The sequence below is a fragment of the Acidimicrobiales bacterium genome (assembly GCA_022452035.1).
GTDB lineage: Bacteria > Actinomycetota > Acidimicrobiia > Acidimicrobiales > MedAcidi-G1 > UBA9410.
The window spans coordinates 25,974-47,745 of record JAKURV010000014.1 but is presented as its reverse complement, the minus strand read 5'-3'; the positions used below and the strand labels follow the sequence as shown (position 1 = coordinate 47,745).

The 21,772-nt window shown below is 69.0% G+C and carries 23 protein-coding genes; 13 read left to right on the top strand and 10 right to left on the bottom strand.

Going from position 1 to position 21,772, the window contains the following annotated elements; genetic code table 11:
- Positions 1–128 precede the first annotated feature (128 nt).
- The 5 genes from MK181_06605 to lnt all read left to right on the top strand — a co-directional run bounded on the left by MK181_06605 (position 129) and on the right by lnt (position 5,722).
- Positions 129–1,097 (top strand): patatin-like phospholipase family protein, encoded by a 969-nt coding sequence (locus MK181_06605; protein MCH2419470.1) that lies wholly within the window; start codon positions 129–131, stop codon positions 1,095–1,097.
- Positions 1,094–2,134 (top strand): uroporphyrinogen decarboxylase, encoded by a 1,041-nt coding sequence (gene hemE / locus MK181_06600; protein ID MCH2419469.1) that lies wholly within the window; start codon positions 1,094–1,096, stop codon positions 2,132–2,134. Before MK181_06605 ends, hemE begins: the two co-directional genes overlap by 4 nt.
- A gap of 3 nt (positions 2,135–2,137) precedes the next feature.
- Entirely contained in the window at positions 2,138–3,517 is a 1,380-nt protein-coding gene (hemG, locus tag MK181_06595) for a protoporphyrinogen oxidase (GenBank protein ID MCH2419468.1), read from the top strand.
- Between the two features lie 74 nt (positions 3,518–3,591).
- Positions 3,592–4,176, top strand: a complete 585-nt coding sequence (locus MK181_06590) for an adenylate/guanylate cyclase domain-containing protein (GenBank protein MCH2419467.1) — start codon at positions 3,592–3,594, stop codon at positions 4,174–4,176.
- Positions 4,177–4,204: 28 nt separating this feature from the next.
- Positions 4,205–5,722, top strand: a complete 1,518-nt coding sequence (lnt, locus tag MK181_06585) for an apolipoprotein N-acyltransferase (GenBank protein MCH2419466.1) — start codon at positions 4,205–4,207, stop codon at positions 5,720–5,722.
- On the opposite strand, the gene MK181_06580 is transcribed toward lnt, so the two are convergent.
- Together MK181_06580 and dtd are read right to left on the bottom strand one after the other, a co-directional pair.
- On the bottom strand, positions 5,699–6,481 hold the full coding sequence (locus MK181_06580) for a class I SAM-dependent methyltransferase (protein MCH2419465.1): 783 nt from the start codon (positions 6,479–6,481) through the stop codon (positions 5,699–5,701). The genes lnt and MK181_06580 overlap by 24 nt on opposite strands.
- A 5-nt stretch (positions 6,482–6,486) precedes the next feature.
- Positions 6,487–6,924, bottom strand: a complete 438-nt coding sequence (gene dtd / locus MK181_06575; protein MCH2419464.1) for a D-aminoacyl-tRNA deacylase — start codon at positions 6,922–6,924, stop codon at positions 6,487–6,489.
- 81 nt (positions 6,925–7,005) lie between these two features.
- Here dtd and MK181_06570 point away from each other — a divergent pair, with 81 nt between their 5' ends.
- Genes MK181_06570 through MK181_06560 form a run of 3 tightly spaced genes read left to right on the top strand, consistent with a single transcriptional unit; the run spans position 7,006 to position 10,151 of the window.
- Positions 7,006–8,313: a glycosyltransferase family 4 protein gene (locus tag MK181_06570; protein MCH2419463.1), complete on the top strand. Its 1,308-nt coding sequence runs from the start codon at positions 7,006–7,008 to the stop codon at positions 8,311–8,313.
- A gap of 10 nt (positions 8,314–8,323) precedes the next feature.
- Positions 8,324–9,100 carry a class I SAM-dependent methyltransferase gene (locus MK181_06565; GenBank protein ID MCH2419462.1) on the top strand — a complete coding sequence of 259 codons (777 nt, stop codon included), beginning with the start codon at positions 8,324–8,326 and terminating at the stop codon, positions 9,098–9,100.
- Positions 9,087–10,151: a hypothetical protein gene (locus MK181_06560; GenBank protein ID MCH2419461.1), complete on the top strand. Its 1,065-nt coding sequence runs from the start codon at positions 9,087–9,089 to the stop codon at positions 10,149–10,151. Before MK181_06565 ends, MK181_06560 begins: the two co-directional genes overlap by 14 nt.
- A 21-nt stretch (positions 10,152–10,172) precedes the next feature.
- Here the strand turns inward: MK181_06560 and MK181_06555 are convergent, their stop codons facing one another.
- The 5 genes from MK181_06555 to MK181_06535 are packed head-to-tail and all read right to left on the bottom strand — an operon-like array spanning position 10,173 to position 14,352.
- Positions 10,173–10,841, bottom strand: coding sequence for a class I SAM-dependent methyltransferase (locus tag MK181_06555; protein MCH2419460.1), 669 nt, complete (start codon positions 10,839–10,841; stop codon positions 10,173–10,175).
- 3 nt (positions 10,842–10,844) lie between these two features.
- Positions 10,845–11,312, bottom strand: a complete 468-nt coding sequence (locus MK181_06550; GenBank protein ID MCH2419459.1) for a GtrA family protein — start codon at positions 11,310–11,312, stop codon at positions 10,845–10,847.
- A gap of 51 nt (positions 11,313–11,363) precedes the next feature.
- The gene (gene meaB / locus MK181_06545; GenBank protein MCH2419458.1) at positions 11,364–12,338 is read right to left on the bottom strand and encodes a methylmalonyl Co-A mutase-associated GTPase MeaB; all 975 of its coding nucleotides are present in this window, start codon (positions 12,336–12,338) and stop codon (positions 11,364–11,366) included.
- A gap of 26 nt (positions 12,339–12,364) precedes the next feature.
- Complete coding sequence (locus MK181_06540) at positions 12,365–12,772, bottom strand: cobalamin B12-binding domain-containing protein (GenBank protein ID MCH2419457.1); 408 nt, start codon at positions 12,770–12,772, stop codon at positions 12,365–12,367.
- Positions 12,772–14,352, bottom strand: a complete 1,581-nt coding sequence (locus tag MK181_06535) for a methylmalonyl-CoA mutase family protein (GenBank protein ID MCH2419456.1) — start codon at positions 14,350–14,352, stop codon at positions 12,772–12,774. Before MK181_06535 ends, MK181_06540 begins: the two co-directional genes overlap by 1 nt.
- 62 nt (positions 14,353–14,414) lie before the next feature.
- Here MK181_06535 and MK181_06530 point away from each other — a divergent pair, with 62 nt between their 5' ends.
- From MK181_06530 to MK181_06515, 4 genes are all read left to right on the top strand, one after another.
- Complete coding sequence (locus MK181_06530; protein ID MCH2419455.1) at positions 14,415–14,906, top strand: MarR family transcriptional regulator; 492 nt, start codon at positions 14,415–14,417, stop codon at positions 14,904–14,906.
- A 34-nt stretch (positions 14,907–14,940) separates the two neighbouring features.
- Positions 14,941–15,138 carry a hypothetical protein gene (locus tag MK181_06525; GenBank protein MCH2419454.1) on the top strand — a complete coding sequence of 66 codons (198 nt, stop codon included), beginning with the start codon at positions 14,941–14,943 and terminating at the stop codon, positions 15,136–15,138.
- Between the two features lie 85 nt (positions 15,139–15,223).
- Complete coding sequence (locus tag MK181_06520) at positions 15,224–15,994, top strand: acetoacetate decarboxylase family protein (GenBank protein MCH2419453.1); 771 nt, start codon at positions 15,224–15,226, stop codon at positions 15,992–15,994.
- A gap of 28 nt (positions 15,995–16,022) precedes the next feature.
- On the top strand, positions 16,023–17,153 hold the full coding sequence (locus tag MK181_06515) for a hypothetical protein (GenBank protein ID MCH2419452.1): 1,131 nt from the start codon (positions 16,023–16,025) through the stop codon (positions 17,151–17,153).
- A gap of 6 nt (positions 17,154–17,159) precedes the next feature.
- Here MK181_06515 and MK181_06510 read toward each other — a convergent pair whose 3' ends face one another.
- The 3 genes from MK181_06510 to MK181_06500 are packed head-to-tail and all read right to left on the bottom strand — an operon-like array spanning position 17,160 to position 19,153.
- The gene (locus MK181_06510; GenBank protein ID MCH2419451.1) at positions 17,160–17,936 is read right to left on the bottom strand and encodes a Rieske 2Fe-2S domain-containing protein; all 777 of its coding nucleotides are present in this window, start codon (positions 17,934–17,936) and stop codon (positions 17,160–17,162) included.
- Complete coding sequence (locus tag MK181_06505; GenBank protein ID MCH2419450.1) at positions 17,933–18,391, bottom strand: nuclear transport factor 2 family protein; 459 nt, start codon at positions 18,389–18,391, stop codon at positions 17,933–17,935. Before MK181_06505 ends, MK181_06510 begins: the two co-directional genes overlap by 4 nt.
- Positions 18,392–18,397: 6 nt before the next feature.
- Positions 18,398–19,153, bottom strand: coding sequence for a class II aldolase/adducin family protein (locus MK181_06500; GenBank protein ID MCH2419449.1), 756 nt, complete (start codon positions 19,151–19,153; stop codon positions 18,398–18,400).
- 107 nt (positions 19,154–19,260) lie between these two features.
- Here MK181_06500 and MK181_06495 point away from each other — a divergent pair, with 107 nt between their 5' ends.
- The gene (locus MK181_06495) at positions 19,261–21,723 is read left to right on the top strand and encodes a DUF4040 domain-containing protein (GenBank protein ID MCH2419448.1); all 2,463 of its coding nucleotides are present in this window, start codon (positions 19,261–19,263) and stop codon (positions 21,721–21,723) included.
- The last annotated feature ends 49 nt before the right edge of the window (positions 21,724–21,772 follow it).

Below are 21,772 nucleotides of genomic sequence, written 5' to 3'. Positions count from 1 at the left end.
GGCCGAAACCCCGAAATCGGCCGAAGATCGATCCTAGCGGGTGGAGGACACCTGACCTCGGAGGCCTCAAAGGACGCCAACCCGCCGCCGGGTCGGGAATTCGCTCCCGACATGCGACGATGGCCGCCGTGACCACGATCGGGCTCGTACTCGGGGCCGGCGGCCTGCACGCCGCTGCCCATCACGCTGGAACCCTCGCCGCGCTCGCCGAGGCCACGGGCTGGGATCCCCGGACGGCCGACGTCGTCGTCGGAACCTCGGCTGGGGCCACCACTGCGGTCAGCCTCCGGGCCGGGCTCTCGGCGGCCGATCACCGCTCCTACTATTCTCGCACGCCGCTGTCCGCCGAGGGGCAGGCCCTGGTTAGCCGGGTGACGACCCCGTTAGACCTCAAGAACCCCTCCGACCAACCGGCCCGGCGGCTTCCGGCCAACCCGATGCTGGTCGTCCGCGAGCTGTTGTCTACCGGACGGCCCCGGCCGGTGGTTTCCCTGGCCGGGTTGCTCCCCATCGGTACCCACGACGGTTCCTCCCTGGCCGACCGAATGCGCGAGATGCACTCCGACCGCTGGCCCGACCACCCAACCTGGATCTGTGCTGTGGACCTGGACTCGGGCCGTCGGGTGGTGCTCGGTCGCGACGACGTCGACACCGATGTCGGTTCCGCCGTTCAGGCGTCCTCGGCTGTCCCCGGGTGGTTCGTCCCCGTGGAGGTCGACGGCCGGCGTTTGGTCGACGGTGGGGTGCACTCCACCACCAACGCCGACCTGGTGGCCGCTCTGGCCCTGGACGTGGTCGTGGTGGCTTCGTCCAAGACGGTAGGCGGAATAGCCGGGTCGGCAGGCGGGGACGGATCGCTGGCTCGGGCCTGGCACGGCCGGACCCTGCGACGGGAGGTGGAGGCGGTCAGGCGACGGGGGGCGGCCGTCTTGGTCCTGGAGCCCACGGTCACCGACTTGGCCCGACGTCCGGTAGACGACCGGGCTGATGTCGGGCTGGCCGAGGTGTGCGAGGCGGCCCGTATTTCGACTCTGGCCCGCCTCGCCCTACCTGAGGCAGCGGCCGCCCGACGGCTGCTGGATAGCGTCGCCCCGTGAGCTCACCGCAGGCCGACTCGCCGTTCCTCGCTGCCTGTCGGGCCGAGCCCCACCAGTGGACGCCGGTGTGGTTCATGCGCCAGGCCGGAAGGTCACTTCCCGAGTACAGGGCTGTCCGGGGAACGGGAAGCATCCTGGACGCCATCGCCGACGCCGACCTGTCGGCCGAGATCACCCTCCAGCCGGTCCGGCGCTACGGGGTCGACGCCGCCATTCTCTACTCCGACATCGTGGTTCCGGCCCATGCCGTGGGCTTCGGCGTGGAGGTCCACCCGGGAATCGGACCGGTCGTTGACCGGCCCTTCGAGAAGGCCGCCGACCTCCAGCGCCTGCGGCCCTTGGAGCCCGAGGAGGACACCCCCTACGTACTGGAGACGGTCCGCCGGGTGGTGGCCGAGGGGTCGGTTCCGCTGATCGGCTTCGCCGGGGCGCCATTCACCGTGGCCTCGTACCTAATCGAGGGGGCACCGTCGCGGACATACGGCCGCACCAAGGCCCTGATGCTGGGCGACCCCGGGCTGTGGCACGCCCTCCTGGACCGGTTGGCCGACATGGCCCTTGCCTCGCTGAGGTCCCAGGTGGCCAGCGGCGCATCGGCCGTACAACTCTTCGACAGCTGGGCTGGGGCCCTGAGTCCGCCAGCCTACGAACGCTACGTGTTGCCCTTCAGCCGCCGGATCTTCGAGGGGCTCGACGACCTGGACGTACCCAGTATCCACTTCGGGGTCGGTACCGGGGAGATCCTCCCGCTCATGGCTACTGCCGGAGCTGACGTGATCGGGGTGGACTGGCGGGTCCCCCTGGACGAGGCCCGCCGCCGGCTCGGTCCCGACGCTGTCCTGCAGGGCAACCTGGACCCCGCGGTGTGCCTAGGGCCGGCCGAGGTAGTGGAGGCCGAGGTAGCCGACGTCCTGCGCCGCAACGGCGGACACCCGGGCCACGTGTTCAACCTGGGCCACGGGGTGCTCCCGGAGACCGACCCGGCGATCCTGGAACGGGTCGTAGAACAGGTCCATGCCCACCCGATCGGCGGCTGAACGGTGGCCGGTCGCCGGGTCGTGGTGGTGGGTGCCGGAATCTCCGGCTTGACCACTGCCTACCGCCTTGTCGCTGACCACCCCGATCTGGCTGTCACTGTGCTGGAGGCTGGCCCGCGGGTGGGTGGTGCCCTAGTCACTAGCCCCCTGGAGGGGACCGGCTTAGAGGTCGATGAGGGAGCCGATGCCTTCCTGGTCCGGGTGCCGTGGGCGACCGAACTGTGCACCGAGCTGGGTCTGGGCGACGAGCTGGTGGCCCCCAGAGTCCGACAGGCCTCTCTGTGGTTGGACGGAGCCCTGCGACCTCTCCCGATGCCCAACGTGCTCGGCCTTCCGCTGGACCCGTCGACCGTGGCCCCGGGCATCCTGGAGGAAGCCGACTTAGACCGGTTGACCGGTACTGGCCATCCCGACGTCCCACTCCCCGACGGTGACCTCAGCGTGGGTGCCGTGGTCCGTGCCTGCGTAGGTGACGCCGTCCATGAACGACTGGTGGACCCGCTCCTGGGCGGGGTGAATGCCGGACGGGCCGATGACCTCAGCTGCACCATCATGGCGCCCCAACTACTGGCTGCCGCCCGGTCTCACGACGGCCTACTGGGTTCACTGCGGGCCGCTCACCGGTCAGTCGATCCGACGGCCCCCGTGTTCAACGCCCCCCGGGATGGCATGGGGCAGCTGGCTACTGCCCTAGCCCGGCGCCTCGGCGACCGGGTCCGCCGAAATACGCCGGTGGTATCCCTCAACCGGGTGTCTGACGGCTGGGCGGTCGGCACGGCCGGCGGCGGGACAGTGGCCGCCGATGCCGTGGTGGTGGCCACGCCGGCCCACGCGGCGGCCACACAGTTGGCCCCGGTGGCCCCCGATAGCGCCGAGATCTTGGCCAAGCTCGTACACGCCTCGGTGGTACTGACCACCGTGGCCTTCCGGCGGGCCGACCTGGCGGTGCCCGAAGACCGGAGTGGGTTTCTGGTTGGCCGCTCGGAGGGCCTTCTGATTACCGCCTGCTCCTTTGCCGACCGCAAGTGGCCCCACCTGGACCACGGGGACCACACGGTCCTGCGGATCTCGTGCGGCCGGGTCGACGACGACCGACCCGTCGACCTCGATGACCGGTCGTTGCGCGAGGCCCTCCTGACTGACCTGGCAACCACGCTGGGCACCGATGCCCCGCCGTCTGCCCTCCGAATCTCTCGATGGCCGCGTTCTCTAGTCCAGTTCCCGGTCGGGCACGCTGGACGGATGGCCGAGGTAGACCGCGACCTGTCCGATCGGGCACCCGGGGTGGTGTTGGCCGGGGCGGCCCGCTACGGCGTGGGCATCCCGGCCTGCATCCGTTCGGGAACCGAGGCGGCGACCGCTGCCGCCGCCCACTGCTCCTGACCGCCCTCTCGCGACATCAGGGAAATCCTCGAACCAACCGCTCGTTCTCCTGCTCGGCGTGGTTCGATGGGGCCGTGGCTCCCGAGACGACCCCCGCACGCGAATGGTCCGAGGCTCGACAGGGCAGCGGTTCCGAGCACCCCGACGATCTGCCGGACACCGCCCACCTGTCGATCGTTCGCACGTTCTGCTTCGCCGACCTGACCGGCTTCACCCGCTACACCCGGGAAAACGGACCCCACGCTGCTGTCTCCCTTCTTGAGGAGTTCCGCGCCGTGTCCCGTGATGTAGCCGCCAAGCGGGGCGTCAGGGTGTCTAAGTGGCTGGGAGATGGCGTCATGCTGGTCGGCACGGAGTCCACCCCGATCATCGCCTGGGGCGGCCACATGATCGACCACTTCGGGGACGTCGCTGAATTGGACATGCGGATCGGTATGGCCACTGGTCCAGCCCTGCTGTTTGAGGGCGACGACTACATCGGCGAGCCGGTGAACCTGGCCGCCAAGTTGTGCACCGTGGCCCAGCCAGGAGAGATCCTGGCCAGTTGCGAACCAGACGACCTCCCCGCGTGGATCCACGTGCGGAAAGTCGGCGAGGTGAACATCCGGGGCGTAGGAGCGATCGACGGCATCTTGCGCCTTGGGGTCTCCGTCCGCTGACGGATCCGGCCTGCCGGCTTCCCTTCCCATGTCCCTGGCGATCCACCCCCGTCTGCGTTCCTCGGCCTCCGCCCCGCTAGCCGGGCTACTGATTGCCTCGTCGGTCCCGCCGTGGGGTTGGTGGCCGGCCGCTTACTGTGGGATTGCCCTCCTCGACCGGTCGCTGGCCGACCGGCCGGCGGGCCGTCGCTTCGGCCGGGGCCTGGTGGCCGGCCTGGCCTGGGCTCTTCCCTCCATGTTCTGGATGGTCGACCTGACGCCACCCGGCTGGGCCATCGCCTCCCTGCTCCACGGGCTGTGGCTGGGCCTGGCCACCGCTCTCGTACCGTCCGGTCGATGGCGACGCCTGGGTCTGGTCGGCACGGTGACCCTGGCTGAGCTTGTCCGGTGGACCGTGCCGTTCGGCGGGGTTCCTCTGGCCACCATCGCTATGGGGCAGGCCGGCGGACCCCTGGCCCCCGTGGTCCGGGTGGCTGGACCCCTCCTGCTGGTGGCCCTCACCGTGGCCATTGGCGTCGGACTGTCAGCCCTGGCTGACGGGCGGAGGGCCGACGGGGCCTCGGCGACCACAATCGCCGTGGTGGCCGGACTGTTGGCGGCCGCCGCCGTTCTGACCGCCGTGGCACCGACCGGCACGACGGTCGGCACCCTGGACGTGGCCCTCGTGCAAGGCGGAGGGCCCCAGCGCACCCGGGCCACGCCCACCGGAGCGGCGCAGGTGTTCGCGAACCAGGTGGCGGCCAACCAGTTGGTGGAGGCTCCTGTCGACCTGGTGGTATGGCCGGAGAACGTGGTCAACCCGGTTCCGCTGCCGGCCACCGGCGAGTGGCGCCGCCAGGACCACCTATACGCTGATGACGCCTCCGCCGTGCTGGCCGCCGAGGCGGCTCGTCTGGATGCCGTGCTGGTGCCCGGGTGGTTCCACCGAGCCAACGACGACCCAACGGTCAACCTCAACTACCAGACGGCCATCGAGCCTGACGGCATGGTTGCCGACCGGTACGACAAGGTCCGGATAGTCCCGTTTGGTGAGTTCGTGCCCCTCCGGGGTCTGGTGGAGCGGGTGGCCGCCGACATGCTCCCGGCCCGCGACCTGCGCCCCGGAACCGAGCCGGCGATCCTGGAGACATCGGTGGGGACCCTCGGCGTGACTATCTCCTGGGAGGTTTTCTTCGATCACCGGTCACGGGACGCGGTCCTCCACGGGGCGGAGGTCATCCTCAACCCGACGAACGGGGCCAGCTACTGGCTGACCCAGGTCCAAACCCAGCAGGTGGCCTCCAGCCGCCTCCGAGCCCTGGAAACGGGTCGCTGGGTGCTCCAGGTAGCGCCGACCGGCTTCAGCGCTGTGGTCGACGAAGGGGGCCGAGTTCTGAAACGCACTGCCGTGAGCGAGCAGGCCGTGCTCCACCACCGGGTGGAGATGCGCCGGGGCCTCACGTGGGCCAGCCGGAGTGGGTCCCGACCGATGGTCGTCCTCGCTCTAGTGGCATGGGTCGCCTGCTGGGTCGGGTCTCCCTGGTCAGGACGGCGCTACGGCCACTGAGGCCCACACCCGGTGGGGGGCCATCAGGGAGTCGCCTGGGAACCGGTCAGCCATAACCCCGGCCAACTCGGCCTCGAACGCCGCCGCCCCAGCGGTGTTCAGGTCGAGGATCGCCGCACTGGCTCGAATCCGCAGTCGCCAGGAATCCACGGAATAGGGAACGTCCACGTCGAAGGTGAACGTCTCGACCACCACGAAGCCGGCACCAGACAGGTGGCGACGGGCCTCCGGGCCCGGGTCCCGTATGCCACCCAGGTTCCAGGACGGGTTGTGGGCCTGGATGAGCGCCTCGGTTACCCCCGACACCGTGTCGGGCAGCGGCAGCCAGTCGAACCCGCACACGGCCACCAGACCACCGGAAACGAGCAGGCGCCGGACCTCTCCTGCCGCCGCCTCGCCATCGAACCAGTGCCAGCACTGTGCAGCGGTGACCACGTCGAACGACGCCGACGGGAGGCCGGTGTCCTCGGCAGAGCACTCCCGCCACGCCACCTGCAGGCCGGCGGCAGCGGCCAGCGAGCGGGCAGCCGCGAGCATCCGGGTATCCACGTCGGCACCGATGACGGTGCACCCCCGGGCCGCGAACTGGCGGGCGAGGGTACCGGTCCCGCAGCCCAGATCGAGTAGTCGCTGACCCGGCGTACCAACGCCTAGGGCCACCATCCGGTCGATACCAGCCGCCGGGAAGTCGGCCCGATGCCGCGCGTAGTCGTCGGCCGCCGACCCGAACCGGTCACCGTGGACGCCCGGCGAACCCACAGCCGTCAGACCTCGAGCATCAGGGTGGCAGGACCCTCGTTGGCAAGGTCGACCACCATGTCGGCCTGAAAGCGGCCAGTGGCCACCTCTAGGCCCCGCTCCCGCAGGCCGGCCACCACCCGTTCGACCAGGGGCTCTGCCCGATCGGGTGGGGCGGCGGCCATCCAGGTAGGCCGGCGGCCCTTCGAGGTGTCGCCGTAAAGGGTGAACTGGCTGACCACCAACACCGCACCGCCCACGTCGACCACCGACCGGTTCATCACCCCGGCGGCGTCGTCCATGAGGCGCAGGTCAGCCAACTTGTCAACTAGACGGTCGGCCTGTGCCGGACCGTCATCGTGGGTGACTCCGACGAACACGCACAGGCCCATCCCGATCTCGCCCACCAACTCGTCTTCCGCCACGACCGAGGCTCGCGAAACCCTTTGGACCAGCGCCCGCACCCCGGCGACCCTAGGGGGCTCGAGCATGCAGCACCGCAGCCCGGTGGAGGGATCTACCGGATGGACCGCCAGACTTGTCAGATGCCCACCCCCCCAGTCGGCCCCGGCGACGTCCGCCGGAGTCTTTCCGGCGCCGACGATCCCCTACGGATTGCTTATCTCGCCTATCGCGGCAAGCCACACTGCGGGGGACAGGGTGTCTATACGCGCCACCTGACCCGTGCCCTAGTGGACCTGGGCCACCACGTCGAAGTGCTCGCCGGCCCGCCCTACCCGGAGCTGGACGAGCGGGTACCTCTGGTCGAACTACCCAGCCTGCAGCTTTACAACGACCACTTCCCGATGCGGAAGCCCCGCATCTGGGAGCTCAAGACCCGATGGGACGTCGCCGAGACCGTTTCGTTCAACACCGGCAACTTCTCAGAACCGATGGCGTTCAGCATGCGGGCCTGGGACCACCTCCGGGGGCGACCCGGGCAGTTCGATCTGGTCCACGACAACCAGTGCCTGGGCTGGGGGCTCCTGCTCCTGCAGTCCCGGGAGAAACTTCCCATCCTGTCAACCATTCACCACCCCATCACCGTGGACCGGAGGTTGGAAATCCAGCACGCCCGGACCCGCTGGGAGGAGTTCGGGAAGCGCCGCTGGTACGCCTTCACCCGGATGCAGACCCGAGTGGCCCGGCGGATGCCCCGGGTGATGACGGTTTCGAAATCGTCAGCCACCGACATAGCGGCCGACCACCGGGTAGACCCCGACCGCATCCACGTAGTCCCGGTCGGGGTGGACCCCGACCTGTTCCTGCCCATCCCCGGCGTGGAGCGCGCTCCGGGGCGCATCGTCACGACGGCCAGCGCCGACGTGGCCATGAAGGGCCTGAAGTACCTGCTGGAGGCGGTAGCCAAGTTACGAACCGAGCGCCATGTGGAGCTGGTCATTATCGGCCGACCCCGGGAGGACAGCACCTCGACCACCGTGTTTGAGGAACTTGGCTTGACCAACTGCGTGACCTACGTCTACGACGTGCCCGACGAACGCATCGTCGAGCTCTACAGCGAAGCCGAGGTGGCCTGCGTACCGTCGCTCTACGAGGGCTTTTCTCTCCCTGCTATCGAGGCAATGTCATGCGGCGTGCCGCTGGTGGCGACCACCGGTGGCGCCCTCCCTGAGGTAACCGGCCGGCACGGCGAGACCTGCTTCCAGGTGCCGCCCGCCGACAGCGACGCGCTGGCGGCCACGCTGCGCACAGTGCTGGACGACCCGGACGCCCGGGCCCGGGTTGGAGCCGCCGGCCGTCAACGGGTCATCGACCAGTGGAGTTGGCGCCACACGGCCCTGCGGACCGTCGAGCAGTACCGCGAGTTGCTGGACGAGGTAGCAACCCGATGAACCCAAACCCGTGCTGACCGCCGACTACGACCGCCTCGGACTCCGGGCCGGAGAGCGGATGCTCGACCTGGGCTGTGGCTTCGGCCGCCACGCCTACGAGGCGTTGCGCCGGGGGACTCACGTAGTGGCCTGCGATCTGGGCCTCGACGAGCTCCGGGAGGTACGGGCCATCGGTGCCGTGATGTACGGCGACGGTGAGGTACCCGAGGGGGTGGTCCTGGAGACAGCCAATGGTGACGCCACCCGCCTACCGTTCGCCGACGACTCCTTTGACCGGGTCATTGCCTCGGAAGTGCTGGAACACATCGACGACGACGAGGGTGCCCTAGTCGAGCTGGCCCGGGTTCTCCGTCCGGGCGGCACGTTGGCGGTGACCATCCCAGCCCATCTTCCGGAGCGCGTCTGCTGGGCGCTGTCAGCGGACTACCACGCGCCCAACCAGCCAGGGGGCCACGTCCGCATCTACAGCAACGGCGAACTCCAACGGAAGATGGTGGCCGCCGGGCTGGACCCGGAGGACGACCACCGGGTCCACGCCCTGCACAGTCCCTACTGGTGGCTCCGATGCGTCGTGGGACCGAACCGCCCAGTCGAGGACAACCGGCTGGTGCGCTGGTACCACCGGTTTCTAACCTGGGACATCGTCCGGGCACCGCGTACCACCCGGGTGATCGAACGGCTCCTGGCCCCGGTGCTGGGCAAGAGCCTGGTGATCTACGCACGCCGACCCGGGACGGTCGCCGACCGGCCAGCAGCCCAGCTGGAGGCCTCAAGTGTCGCTGCCTGAGGTGCCCGGCCTGGTCTCGGCGGCGGACCTGCGGTGCACGGCGGGAACCATCGCCGAATGGCAGCTGCCCGACGGGATGATTCCCTGGTTTCCGGGTGGTCACGCCGACCCGTGGAACCACGTAGAGGCGGCTATGGCTCTGGCCGTCACCGGTCATCTGGACGAGGCCGAGGCCGCCTATCGCTGGCTGGTCGGAAACCAGCACGAGAGCGGCGCCTGGCACCGGTTCTACCTGGCCGGCGGGATCGAGGACGCCAAGTTCGACGCCAACGTCACCGCCTACGTGGCCACCGGCGTGTGGCACCACTGGCTGCTGACCAGCGACCGGAGTTTCCTGGAAGCCCTGTGGCCAGTTGTGGAGCGAGCCATCGACTTCGTCCTAGACCTGCAGACGCCGCGGGGCGAGGTTCTGTGGGCACGTCACCCGGACGGCACCCCGTGGTCGTTTGCCCTGCTGACCGGGTCGTCCAGCATTTGCCACAGCCTGCGCTGTGCGGTGGCGCTGGCTGAGGAACTGGGCCACGAGCGACCTGACTGGGAGCTTTCGTTGGGCCATCTGACCCACGTGATCCGGACCCGGCCCGACGGGGCGTTCGCCCCCAAGGACCGTTGGGCCATGGACTGGTACTACCCGGTGCTGGGTGGTGCCGTCACTGGCGACGAGGCGCGCTACCACCTTGCCGACCGGTACCACGAGTTCGTGATGGAGGGCCGCGGCGTGCGCTGCGTGGGCAACAAGGACTGGGCTACGGCGGCCGAAACCAGCGAGTGCGCCATGGCCCACCTTCTGGTTGACGACCGGAGAACGGCACTGGACCTGTTTCACTCCACCCTGGCCATGCGTCGACCAGACGGGCGCTATCTGACCGGGATCGTCTACCCGGACCGGGTGACCTTCCCAGACGAAGAGTGCTCGACGTACACGGCTGCGGCAGTGGTCCTGGCCGCCGACGCCCTCAGCGGGGCAAGCCCAGCGTCAAGCCTGTTCGTTGACCACTCGGCCCTGCCCGACGTCATCGACGTGGAGCCCCGCGTCCGCGAGGTCGACTGACCCCCGACCCCGTCGTCCCGATCAGGTCCCGGGGCCGGTTCGGCGTAGAACCCTTAGCGAGCCCACAGCGTCCACCTCGGCGAAGGCCCCGGAGTCCACGGCCCGGCACCAGATCTCGTACGGCGGACGGCCTCCGTCGGCGGGGTCCTCAAACACGTCGTGGATCAGGAGCGTGCCTCCCGGAGCCAGGTGGGGCACCCAGCCCTCGTAGTCGCGGTGTGCCGGCTCGGTCCCGTGCCCCCCATCAATGAACAGCAGGGCCAGCGGTGTGGCCCAGGCAGCGGCCACAGCGGGCGAGTTCCCGACCACGGCCACCACGGTGTCCTCTAGACCGGCGTCGTGAATGGTGCGGCGAAAGGCGGGGAGGGTGTCGATCCTCTCCAGGGCAGGGTCCACCAGGTCAGGCTCGTGCCACTCCCAGCCCACCTGGTTCTCCTCGGAGCCCCGATGGTGGTCGACGGCAAACAGCAGACGGGCCCGGGCCTCGGCGGCCGCCCCCAGGAAGCAGGTCGAGCGGCCGCAGTAGCTCCCTACCTCGAGGAATGGCCCGTCCACGTCCACCGCCGAAGCCTGGTGGAACAGGGCCTGACCCTCGTCGACGGGCATGAAGCCCCGGGCGGCCTCGGCGTGAGCCAGTACCTCGGCCGGGCGACCGCTCGGTACCCGACCACCGGAATCGGCGGCAGACACTGCTTAGCCGGCCCCAGAGCCGGCGTCGTCTTTCTTCCCCGAGCGGTCCCCCCAGATCACGTGGTGGAAGATCAGGTACCGGACGACCCACAGGGCGGCGAACGCTCCGGCATTGGCCAACTGAACCGAGAGGGCGCCACCGAAGATGGAGTCAACTACCCCGACCACAGCAGTTGAGAGGAAGAGTCCGGCAAAGGAGAGAATCCAGAAAGGTGCGATCTCGCCGACCGTGTGTCCTCCCTGGTCTTGCTCCCACACGTAGTGCCGGCTCAGCCAGTAGGCCGGCCAGCTGCTGATGGCTACGGCGGCCATGTTGGCGACCGCTCCGGGCCAACCGACGACGCTGTGGAAGGTGAAGAGCAGGCTTTGGCCGACGACGACGTTGACCATCGACACCCTGGAGAACCGCAGGAGCGTCCGGCCGTGGTCCCGCCACAGGCGCGCGGGGAGCGAGAGGGGGTTGGAGACCACGGCGCCCCAGCCTAACGACGGCCTCCCGGACGTGACGGTGCTCCGGGGGATTCACCCTGTGTAGTCGGATCCTCGCAGCAGGTGGTCGGCCAGTCGTTGGGCTGTCGTACCCGGAGCCTCCCGGTCGGCCGATCCGTCGGCTGATGCCGACGCCACAGCAGCCGCCGAGACCTCCAGAAGGAGGTGGTCCAGCCGAGAGCGAACCTCGGCGCTCCGACGGTCTTGTCGCCGGACAGCCAGGGACCCGCTGGAGACAAGAGCCTCCAGGTGGTCGTCCACGGCCTGAGCCAGTTCTTCCACCCCTCCACCGGTGGTGGCCACAGTGGACACGATGGCGGGGCGCCCCGGGGACCCGGCCCGTCTGTGGCCGGTCAGGTCGGAGAGGTCCAGCATGAGCTCCAAGTCACGACGGGCGTCGGCGGCCTTGGGCCGGTCCGACTTGTTGACGACGAACAGGTCGGCCACCTCCAGTAGGCCAGCCTTGTTGGCTTGTACAGCATCGCCCATGCCCGGGGTGACGACCACCAAGACGGTGTCAGCCGCTGTGGCCACATCGACTTCTACCTGACCTACGCCCACCGTCTCCACCACCACCGGGTCGAAACCTGCGGCGTCCAGCACCCGAACCATGCCGGGAACGGCGAGGGCCAGCCCCCCGGCGTGGCCGCGGGTGGCCATGGAACGAATGAACACGCCGGCCGTAGTGGCCTCGACCATCCGGACCCGGTCGCCCAGGATGGCGCCCCCGGTGAGGGGGGACGAGGGATCGACGGCCAGTACCGCCGGTCGGCGGCCCCGATCGGCCAGCAGGGTGGTGAGGGCAGCGGTCAGAGTGGACTTCCCGGCCCCCGGTGGACCGGTCACGCCCACCACGTGGGCATTGTCGACCAATTGGTGAGTGGCCGCGGCCACCTCGTCGGCCGATTGGCCACCCTGTTCGACCAGGGTAAGGAGCCGTGCCGCGGCCCGGCGTTCGCCGCCCCGTGCGGCAGCGACCAGCTGGGCAACGGTTCGGTCACCCACCACGGGCGGCTCCTGGGAGGATCCCCCGCTCACCGGCCACGGGCGGCCACCGCGCCTCGAATACCGGCCACCACCTCGTCGGTCGGAGCACCCGGGCCGAGAACCCCAGCCACCCCGGCGTCGGCCAGTGCCGGACGGTCCTCGTCGGGCACGATCCCGCCGATCACTACCGGGACGTCCAGCCCGGCCTCCGCTAGGGCGTCGACTATCCGGGGTCCCAGGGTTAGGTGGCCGGCGTTGAGCATGGAGATGCCAACCACGTCGGCATCCTCCTGCTCCACAGCGTCCACGATGGTCTCGGTGGTCTGGCGAAGGCCTAGGTAGACGACCTCCATGCCGGCGTCTCGCAGTATCCGGGCCACCACCTTCAAGCCCCGGTCGTGCCCATCCAGTCCCAGCTTGGCTAGCACGACCCGGATCGGGGGATCGCCGGACATCAGACCACGGTCCGTTCCACGTAGGTCCCAAAGACACCTTCCAGGACGTCGACCACCTCGCCCAACGTGGCCCGAACTGAGACGGCCTCCAGAAGGGCGGGCATGAGGTTGGTGGTCGGCTCGGCGGCGGCGGCGGCCACCCGGGACAGGGAGGCGACCACTGCCCGGTCGTCTCGGGACCGACGGACGGCGTCCAGCCGTCGGCGCTGGAGGTCTTCGGTTTCCTGGTCGATGCGCAGCAGGTCAGCCTGCCGGGAGTCGTTGCCCTCCATAAAGGCGTTGACCCCGACCACGATCCGGTCCCCGGAGTTGACCTCCCGCTCGTAGCGGTAGGCAGCGTCGGCGATCTCGCCGACGAACCACCCAGACTCGATGGCGGCGTAGACACCCTCCAGGAGCGACCCCTCACCCAGTTCGTCCAGGTGGGCGAACACCTCCTCGGCCTGGCGTTCCAGCTCGTCGGTCATCCACTCCACGTAGTGGGAGCCGCCCAGCGGATCGGCCACGCTGGCCACGCCGGTCTCGTGGGCGATGACTTGCTGGCTACGCAGGGCGATGCGGGCCGCCTCGGCGCTGGGTAGAGCCAGGGCTTCGTCGTGGCTATCGGTGTGGAGGCTCTGGGTGCCCCCCATCACCCCGGCCAGCGCTTGGAGCGCCACCCGGGCAATGTTGACCTCGGGCTGCTGCGCGGTCAACGACACCCCGGCCGTCTGGGTGTGGAATCGAAGCTTGAGGCTGCGCTCGTCGGTGGCTCCATAGCGGTCGCGCATCCACTGGGCCCAGATGCGACGAGCGGCCCTGAACTTACCTACCTCCTCGAAGAAGTCCACATGGCTATTGAAGAAGAAACTCAACCGCGGTGCGAAGGAGTCCACCGGAAGACCAGCAGCACAGGCCGCCTCCACGTATGCAAACCCATTGGCCAGAGTGAAGGCCAGTTCCTGGGCGGCCGTGGAGCCGGCTTCCCGGATGTGGTAGCCGGAGACCGATACGGGGTTCCACCGGGGCATCTCGGCCGTGGTGAACCGAATGACGTCGGTGACCAGGCGGACCGACGGCCGGGGCGGGAACAGGTACTCCTTCTGGGCCTGGTATTCCTTGAAAATGTCGTTCTGAAGCGTGCCGGCCAGGCGGGATCGCTCCACGCCGGACTCCTCGGCCACCACCACGTACATGGCCAGCAGGATGGGAGCAGGACCGTTGATGGTCATGGACGTGGAGACGGCCCCTAGGTCGATCCCCGCGAACAGGTCAGCCACGTCCTCCACGGTGTCCACAGCGACGCCGGCCCGCCCCACCTCGCCCAGGGCCCAATCGTGGTCCGAGTCGCGGCCCATAAGGGTGGGCATATCAAAGGCCGTAGACAGTCCGGTGCCTCCCGATCTCAGGAGTTCCCGGAACCGGGCGTTGGTGTCCTCGGCGGTGCCGAACCCGGCGAACATGCGCATGGTCCAGAGGCGGGACCGGTACATGTCGGGGTGCACGCCCCGGGTATAGGGAAACTCGCCGGGCAGCGGTCCGTCCCCGTAGACGGCTTCGACCGGGATGCCCGACAGGGTCTGGAACGGCCATCCTGTCATGGTTCCATAATACTTGGACTTCCGACTATCTGCCAACCGATGACTTCGCTAGCATGGCCGGCGTGCGCCTCCCCTTTGACCCGATCGCCGAGGCCCGCCGGAACTGGGACGCCCACGAATGGGGTGCCACCAACCAAATGGCTACCGCCACGGCAATCACCCGGGCCCATCAGATCCTGCTACGGCGGATCAACGCCGCCCTTGAGCCGCTCGGCCTCACCTTTAGCCGGTTCGAAGCCCTGGCCCTCCTGGCGTTCAGCCGTACGGGGGCGCTGCCCCTGGGCAAGGTCGGCGACCGGCTCCAGGTCCACCCGACCAGCATCACCAACACTGTCGACCGTCTGGAGGTCGATGGCCTGGTGGACCGGATCCCCCACCCCACGGACCGGCGTACCACCCTGGCCCGAATCACGCCCGCTGGACGACGTCGAGTTGTCCAGGCGGCCGACGCCCTGGCCGAGATCGGCTTCGGCTTGGAGGGGATGTCGCCAGCCGACCTGGCTCGGGCGGAGGGCGCCCTAGTCGACCTCCGCCGGGAAGCCGGCGACTTCTGACTGCCGCCCGGAGCCATACCGTAGGGTGCGCCCCGTGATCGTCTCCACGGCCGCCGGACTGCTCGCCCTGGTAGTCGGCCTGGTCCTCGGCTGGCCGGTCCTGGTGGCACTGTCCATCATCTTCACCTTCGTCCAGCTGGTCATGGTGGTGGCCAAGACGGCCGTGCAACGCAACGACGCCCGGATTGCCGAACAGTTGGCCACCAAGCAGGAGCGGCACCGACGCACCTGACGGCCGGCGGCTGAGGACCGATTGGGCCTCGGACCCGAGGGTCGGACAGGCTGTGGGCCCACCCCGACTAACAACCGGAGACCCCGTGAACGACGCCCCTACCGCCAGACCCGGCGAGATCGCCGCCCATCCGAAGTTGAACATCACCTATCGGACCGACCCGGACCGGGTAGCCGCCCTCCTCCCGCCGGGAATCGACCCGGTGGGAAGCCCCGACGTCCACCTCGGTATCTACTGTGTTCCCATCCGCGGTGAGCCCGAGTACGGCGTCTCCACCAAGGTCGACGCCTCCTGGAACGGCGTCGTGGGCCAATATTCGCTCGGCATCGGCATCGACCAGGAGGCGGCCATCTTCATTAGCGCCGAGACCAACGGGCAACCCAAGTTCCCTTGCTCCATCCGCTACTTCCGCCTGGGTGACCGGATTGAGGCCACCTGCACCCACCAGGGCTACACGTTCCTGGAGTACCGGGGCACGGTCACCGGAGAGGTCCCAACGGACGGCACTGACCTTGAGCACAACGAGTGGTGGACCAAGTACTCGCGGGCCGTCGGAGGAGCAGAGAGGCAGTGGGACTACCCGCCTCACGTGGTCCACGTGCGACAGGTCAGCGAGCCGGTTCATGTCGAGGCCCTGGAAGGTGACCTGATACTTCGGGAGAGCCCCTGGGACCCGTACACCGAGCTGCTCCCGGTCGAGGACATCGTGGAGGCCCGCCTGGTGACGTCCCTGCACAAGAAGCGGGAGATCACCAATGCCGGACCACTGGACCCTGACGCTTTCTGGCCGTACGCCGACACGATCGGTGGCTCGCGCTGGCCCGGCGAGCGGGGTGGCCCCCGGTCGGCCGCCTAGCCGACGCTCCCGGGACGGGACCACCACCATGCTCTCGAGGTTCGACGACTACCCCGTCCACCAAACCCCGGACCCCATCGCCACCCCGGCGTCCAGCGACAAGGACGTATACGAGCGCTATTGGTTTAACGGCTACCCGACCGACGCCGACCGGTTCTTCGGGATCGGAACCGCCTACTACCCGCACCTCGGAATCCGAGACTGCGGCCTGAGCGTGATCGTCGACGGCGTACAGCACGCCTTCCACGCCTCGTGTCGGGCCGAAGGGGACCCGGCCGACCAGCAGGTGGGGCCGTTCCGGCTTGAGGTGCTGGAACCCATGAAGTCCTGCCAGGTGGTGTTGGAGCCCAACGAGACCGGGTTTGCCTGCGACCTCACATTCGAGGGCCGGACGGGAAACGTCGAGGAGCCCCGACACCACTGGGGCGGTGCTATCCGACGAACCATGGACACCACCCGATTCGCCCAGATGGGACGGTGGAGCGGCTGGATCGACGTCGACGGTCGCCGTCTGGAGTTCGACCCGGCTACCACCCGAGGCACCAAGGACCGGTCCTGGGGCATCCGACCACTGGCCGGTGGCGACTCCCGTGGCGCTCCCGCCCCGCCGGCCCGCAACAGCCTGTTCTTCCTGTGGGCCCCGTTGAACTTCGACGACCTCTGCCTCCACTACCAACTGTTCGAAGACTCCCTAGGCCGACCCCTGTCCAGCGTCGGCGCCCTGATGCCTACTTACGACACGCTGGCCGACCTCCCCGGTATCGAGGACCCGGCTACCCGCCATATGCGGTCCCACGAACACCACCTGGATTTCGAGGAGGGCAGCCGGATGGTCCGGTCGGCCAACTTGGCGTTCAGCGCCGTCGACGACGGCAGCCGCCACGAGGTCCACCTGGAGAAGCTCTTCACCTTCCGGATGAAGGGCATCGGGTACCACCACCCCGAGTGGGGCCACGGGGCGTGGAAGGGCGAGCTGGCCATGGCTGGCGAAAGGTGGGACCTGGCCGGGGTGGACGACCAGGCCTTCGAGAACCAGCACTGCCAGCACGTGGTACGAGCCACCCTGGGCGATCGGGTGGGCCTGGGCGTCCTGGAGCAACTCCTCGTAGGGCCGTACCGCCCTTACGGCATGGAGGGCTTCGTGGGCCGGACCGGCTGAACCCGGTCAAGCCTCCCGTGACCGGGCCCGACGACCTGACCGGGCGGGCCGGGTCCGCGGGGCCGAGGACCGGTCGAAGCGGCGGTACCAGTCTCGGAAGCCCGGAAGGTCGCCGTCACCGACAGTGGGCGGAGGATCCAGACCGGCCGACCGCACAGCTACCGAGAACCCATCGACCGGGGTGACGTAGACGACCGAGGCCCCGCCACCTTCGTCACGGTGCTCAACGGTGCCCGGGCCGTGGACCACGATCGGGTTCCCGTCACCAGCCGTTGCCGACCAACTGTCGCCGTCGGCCTCGCCGGCGGCCACTCCGGCGGCCCGCAATAGGCCCACCAGCATGTCCTCCGGATGGTCCTGTCGGGACTCGACGCGCGCCACACCCTCCATGGCCACCGGCGGCGGACCGGTCGACGGGATTTCGCCATCCCGACCGTGGTAGGCCAGCACTGTGCCGGCGGCCACCACGGTCGGCCAGACCCGCAACCGGACCGTGTCGGGAGCCGGCTCGCCAGCACTCCACAAACAGGACCCGTCGTGACCAAAGCACCACCCGTGCTGCGGACAAACCACCTGATCCTCGTCGATATGGCCGCCGGCAGCCAGGTTGGCTCCTAGGTGGGGACACAACGAGTGGGTGACCAGCGTCCGCCCGTCGGTGGTCCGCCCCACGGCCAGGTCCTGGCCGAAAGCGGCCAATGGCAACAGTGCGCCGACCGGCAAATCAGCAAGGGCGGCCACCGCGAACCATCCGACCGGGAACGGCGGTCGGTGGGCCGTCACTCCTCTTCGTCCTCCGGGAGGTCGTCCCCCCGCTCATCGACCGGCCCTAGGGCGAGGGCTTCGGCGGCCACCATCGGGTTGGGGAACTCCTTAACCCCGCAGACTCGACCATCCCGGAAGCGCCACAGACCGATGTAGGTATTGCGGTAGGGCCTCCCGTTGTGGGAAACGTGGCCATCACTCTCGTACTCGGCCACCAGGAGGTCAGGGTCCACGCACTCGTGCACGGCGGTCAGCCGCAGGGTGAACACGAAGGCGCCCGAACGCCCCGCCAGGTAGTCCCGAATCTCGCCGGCGCCCACGAGGCGCTGGGGCGGGTCGCCGAAAGGCAACTCCAGGACCCAGTCCTCTGTGTAGCAACCGGCCAACTCCCCGGCCCGGTCGGTGCCGTAGAGCGAGACGACGTGCTCCAGCAGGGCCCGATTAGCGGCCCGCCTCTCGACCCCGTCAGCCACGGGCCATCAGTCGCGGTAGGAGGGGTCGTCCCGGTCGAGCAGAGACTTCAACTCGGCGAAGTGGGCCACGCCCTGGTCGGTGAACCGGGTCCACATGCGCACCACCGAATCGGCCAGATCGTCGTCCATGGGGCGCAGCTCCCGCCCCGTGCTGAGGGCCAGGACCACGGTCCGACACGCCCGCTCCAGGAAATACAGGTCCTCGAAGGCGTGGGCCACCGACTCCCCAACCACCGTCACACCGTGGTTTCCCATCATCATCACAGAGTTGCCGACCAGGGCCTCGGCCACCCGGGCCCCCTCGGCCGGATCGTCTGGTGGACCGGCCATCTCCTGGTCGTAGACGGTGCGGCCCCAGAAGCGGGCCGTGGCCTGGTCCAACGGCGGGATGGTCGGGTCGGCCAGTCCACACAGGGCCGTAGCGTATGGCGGGTGGCAGTGCAGCACGGCCCGGGCCGTCGGAATCCGGGCATGTATGGCCCCGTGGATGCACCAGGCCGACGGATCCGGGGCATCCGGACGGTCCATGGTGGACGGGTCGTCGGCGTCCAACAAGATGAGCTCGCTGGCCCGGACAAGGCTGAAGTGACGCCATCTCGGGTTGCACAGAAACCGCCGACCGTCAGCAGACACGGCGGCGCTGAAGTGGTTGGCCACGGACTCGTGGAGTTCCATAGCCGCCGCCAGGCGGAAGGAGGCTGCCAGATCGACGCGCACCTGAGCCTCGTCCAGGTGGGCCATGGTCGTCTCAGTGCTGGTCATCGGATCACTCCCAACGCGTGTGTCCGTCTGACTCCCAGTCTGCACCAACGTGCCGGGCGGAACGATGCCCGCGCGAACGTGGACCAGCGCCCAGAATGTGCCCCGTGATGATGGCCTCTCCGACTCTGGTCCTGCTGGCCGTCGGCGCCCCCGTCCTGGCCGGCCTGGCCTCCATGGTGCTGCCCGGTCGCCGGACGCTTGCCCGGCCCCTCGTGGCAGCGGCCGGCCCGGTTCTGGCCCTGGTACTGCTGGCCGTCCACCTGCAGCGCCACGGCCTATCTACCGACGGCACGCCCACCGACTCCCTGGCCTGGGTCCCCAGCCTCCACCTCGACGTGAGCTTCCTTGTCGACGGCCTCGGAACGTTCTTCGCTCTCCTCATCGCCGGCGTAGGCGTCCTGGTCGTCCTGTACAGCCGCGCGTTCTTTGGGCCGGACGACACCGCGCTGGCCCGTTTCCTACCCACACTGGGATTCTTCACCACCGCCATGCTGGGCATCGTTCTGGCCGACCACCTCCTGCTGACCGTCCTGTTCTGGGAGATGACCTCAATCAGCTCGTTTCTCCTCATCGGCTGGGACCGCGACGACCCCGAGGCAGGACGCCGAGCCCTACAGGCCTTCGCCACTACCGGCCTGGGCGGCCTGTCTTTACTGGGCGGGGTCCTGCTCCTGGGCGGGACCACCGATCTCTGGCGGTGGAGCGAGGTCATCGGGGGTGCAGCGACCCTAGACCCGAGCGGGGCGGTGGCCGCTTCGTTCGTCATGATGTTCGCGGGCGCGGCAGCCAAGAGTGCCCAGTGGCCCCTGCACGACTGGCTGCCAGGAGCCATGCGGGCACCGACACCGGTATCGGCCTACCTCCACTCGGCCACCATGGTGAAAGCTGGGGTGTTCCTGGTGGGCCGCATGCTCCCGGTGTTCGGTGTGCTGGCCGCCTGGGTACCGCTGGTGACAGCGATCGGCGCCACCACCATGATCCTGGGGGCCGTCCTGGCCCTGCGCCAGCACGACCTGAAAAGGATCTTTGCCTACACCACGGTCAGCCAGCTGGGCCTCCTGGTCGCCGCCTACGGAATGGGCGGTGCCACCACCGGCCACGGTGACCCGGCCATTGACTGGGACCTGACCCAAATTGCCAACCACGCCCTCTACAAGGCGCCCCTCTTTCTTGTAGCGGGCGCCCTCGGGGTGCTGGCTGGCGCCAGGCGGATTCCCGACCTGTTCGGCCTCTGGCACCGGTCCCGGGGGGGGATCCGGGCCTCATTGGTGGTCCTGCTGCTCGCCGGCTACGCCCTGGCCGGGGGGCCCGGGACCATCAGCTTCGTGGCCAAGGAACTGTTCTTCGACTCCGTCCGGCACGCTGCCGACGGGCGGCCCGCCCTGGCCCTGGTTGGTGCAGCTGGGGTGGTCGCAGCGGCCTGCAACGTGGCCATCTTCGTCCGCCTGGCGACCACCATCTTTGGTCGGGGTCCGGGCCTACAGCCCGACAGGGCACCGAGCGCTCCCGTCAGCGGTGGACCAACCACCGACCATTGGTCGATTCTGCTGTGGGTACCAGCAGCCCTCTTGGTCGCTCTTCAGTACGTCGGAGGGCTTCTCCCTCCGGTCTGGAACGCCGCAGCGCGTCCGCTGGAAGTGAACCGGCATGCCGAAGCGTTCGCAGATGGGCTCCCCTGGCCGTGGGAGCCGTTCCTCCACCCGGGCCTACCGCTGCTCCTTTCGGCGATGGCCATCGTCGGTGGGACGGCCCTCGGACTCTCGCCCCGTTTGCGAGGCGAGCGGGCCGACCCCCATGGCAGCCTCTGGCCAGCCACCTACCGGGGCATCCTCCGCGGTGGGCACCGGGCCTTCCACACAGTTCAGACAGGCCACCTTCGCCTCTATCTGACGGTGGTGTTCGGGGCCCTGCTACTGGGGATCGGCTGGGCGGCGTGGGTTGATCCAGACATGCTGCGCCCCCCCGACTCGATGTCACCCTTGGAGTCCCCTACCGGACTCCTGCTCGGCGCCGTGGTGTGCTCCACGGCCATCGCCCTGCCCCTTGTCGAGGAGCGCGTCGTCAGGGTCCTGGTGCTGGGAGCCAGCGGCTTTGCCGTCGTGGGCCTTTACATCCTCTACCAGGCCCCAGACCTGGCCCTCACCCAGCTCATGTTCGAGATCATCTCAGTGATCCTGTTCCTGCTGGTCCTCCGGCTGCTCCCTCCCCTCGACCGACGACCGCGGGTTCGGGTCCTGCCCCGCCTGGCCCTGGCCTCCGTCGTCGGCCTGTCTATCGGCTGGATGACCCTGCTGGCCGGCCACGCAGCAGAACAGCGGGCCGACGACACGCCGACCCTTGGGACCTTCTTCGAGGATCACAGCCTGGAGGGGTCGGTAATCACCAACGGGCGGAGCGGAGAGGGTCGCAACATCGTGAATGTGATCCTTGTCGACTTCCGAGGCTTCGACACCCTGGGTGAGATCACGGTGCTGGCCACCGCGGCTCTCGGGGTGTGGTCGATGCTGCCCAGCCGTCGCTGGCGACGGGACGATCCCGTCCCAGCCGTCACCACGGAGGACGGACCGTGAGGCCCTTCCTGCGCCGGACCCGATGGCCGGTCGGGGGACCAACCGGCGG